This window comes from Streptomyces sp. NPDC055099, from assembly GCF_053607685.1.
This window is the reverse complement of record NZ_JBSGUA010000069.1, coordinates 1-1,819: the sequence shown is the minus strand read 5'-3', so window position 1 is coordinate 1,819 and position 1,819 is coordinate 1. Positions and strand designations below refer to the sequence as shown.

4 protein-coding genes are annotated in these 1,819 nt (G+C 66.7%); 2 read left to right on the top strand and 2 right to left on the bottom strand.

The window, feature by feature from the left end; translation table 11 throughout:
* The coding region (locus tag ACWFRU_RS42345) for a hypothetical protein (protein ID WP_453694190.1) at nucleotides 1–183 on the bottom strand (183 nt) is incomplete at its 3' end.
* Entirely contained in the window at nucleotides 180–473 is a 294-nt protein-coding gene (locus tag ACWFRU_RS42340) for a hypothetical protein (RefSeq protein WP_367509912.1), read from the bottom strand. The genes ACWFRU_RS42340 and ACWFRU_RS42345, both read right to left, overlap by 4 nt.
* A gap of 126 nt (nucleotides 474–599) precedes the next feature.
* Here ACWFRU_RS42340 and ACWFRU_RS42335 point away from each other — a divergent pair, with 126 nt between their 5' ends.
* Nucleotides 600–1,547 carry a GntR family transcriptional regulator gene (locus tag ACWFRU_RS42335; RefSeq protein WP_453694188.1) on the top strand — a complete coding sequence of 316 codons (948 nt, stop codon included), beginning with the start codon at nucleotides 600–602 and terminating at the stop codon, nucleotides 1,545–1,547.
* Nucleotides 1,544–1,819 (top strand): AAA family ATPase (locus ACWFRU_RS42330; RefSeq protein WP_453694186.1); only part of this gene is annotated, 276 nt, incomplete at its 3' end. The genes ACWFRU_RS42335 and ACWFRU_RS42330, both read left to right, overlap by 4 nt.

Here is a 1,819-nt window from a genome sequence, read left to right as displayed (position 1 = left end):
CAGGTCCAGGACGATGACCACGAGCGCGATCAGCACAAGGCCGATGCGGGCCATGACGTCCAGCTCGATCCCGAACAGCCAGGCGCCACCGGCCAGCGCGGCGAACAGCCGCACCCGGCCCAGCATCACGGGCAGCAGGGAGAACAGGACGGTCAGGCGGGGGTTGGAGGTCGTGAAGTTCATGCGGCCCGACCACCCTTGACGGTGCTCAGGGCGGCGGTGCCGCGACGCGGCAACAGCGGCACCACGTTCGCCGGCGGGCGGCGGACGCCCAGCGCACGGCGCAGGTACACGATGTTCTCGCGGTCGATCTCGCTGTCCGGGTCGCTGGTGTCCACGAGGAACTCCAGGAAGTCGGACCGCAGCTCGGGGGACGCGGCGCGGAGGGCGTCGAAGTCGATACCGAAGCCCATAGCGGCCTCGATGTACTCGCTCTCGCTACCGACGATGCGGCCTGCGACGATGGTCCTCATAGGGTCGTGCCTCTCTACTCGTTCGGCCCTTGCGACGGGCTCTCCGGCTTGGCTTCCAGGCGGCCGGAGGGCCCGTTTTCGGCATGGCAATGCCCTCATTCGAGGGCAGAGGAGTCTTTGCCGGACTTGAACCGGCACCGCGAACATCCCTGGACGCGGCGGAGCTCTACGCTTCGTGAGCGGTTTCCCACTCCTCGTTGCGACATCAACGACAATCCCAGGATTGAAGGAGGCTGTCAATCGCAACACCGCCACATTCCCGTGATTGCGCAGAGTTCACGAATAATCCCGAGACTATGGTTCACTGGTGTTGCCGACGAACGGGAGAGATCGCTGACCATGCCACCGAAGTGGAAAGTTCTTGCGGAGGAGATCGCTGCACGGATCGCCAAGGGTGAGTACGTCCCCGGTGATCGCCTGCCGAAGATCGAAGAGCTCGTCGCCGCTGGCAGTGGCTCGAAGACCACCGTTCACGCGGCCTACCGGGCGCTCGAAGCTCAGGGGCTTGTGACGTCTTCCCGTGGCCACGGAACCGTCGTACGCAAACGGTTGTCCCTGGCAACCGGGGCCGAACGGGATGAGCGCAGCAAGCTGACCGGATCTTCGTGGCGGGCCGGTGAGCGCTCGGACTCCCACATGGCCGGGATCGTGTCCGCGCCGGCGGATGTGGCGGAGGCGCTGGGGATCACGCCAGGGGAGAAGGTTCTCCGGCGTTGCCGTACGTACCGCGACGAACACACCAATGCGGTCATCTCCCACTCGACCTCATGGATTCCGGCCACCTTCGCCGACAAACTGCCGGAGCTGCTCATGGGTAAGCGGCTGACGAGCGGAACATCGATCGACGCGATCACACGCCACACTGGGCGCCCGGTCGCTCGTCGCGTCAGCGCCATGTGGGCCCGGATCACCACTCCTGCCGACGCAGGCCCCCTGGAGATCCCGCAGGACACCCGCGCCGCCGTCATCGTGCTGACGGTCCGGGTCATCGACAGCGACGGTGGTGTCATCGAGTACGGCGTGGACGTCGGCGGGCCCGACCGCCGCTGGACTAAGGAAGAGAGCATCGGATGACGCTCCTGGCGGGACGGCCCGGTCCGGCCCGACTCATCCTGATGGCAGGCCTCCCCGGGTCAGGGAAGACCACGCTGGCTCGCGAGCTCGAAGTCCATAGGTTCCTGCGGGCCTGCCCCGACGAACGGGTCTTCGAGCAGCACGGCCACTACGGACGGGACTTCCCCCGCGGCGCCTACAAGATCCGGGAACGTCCAATCCTCACTGAGGTCGCCGCTGAAGTGCGCACTGCTCTGCGCGCCGGGCGCGACGTCACCCTGGACCACGGACCC

Excerpts from the sequence above, each read along its gene's own strand:
- ACWFRU_RS42340 (WP_367509912.1), bottom strand. The coding sequence starts at position 473 with ATGAGGACCATCGTCGCAGGCCGCATCGTCGGTAGCGAGAGCGAGTAC.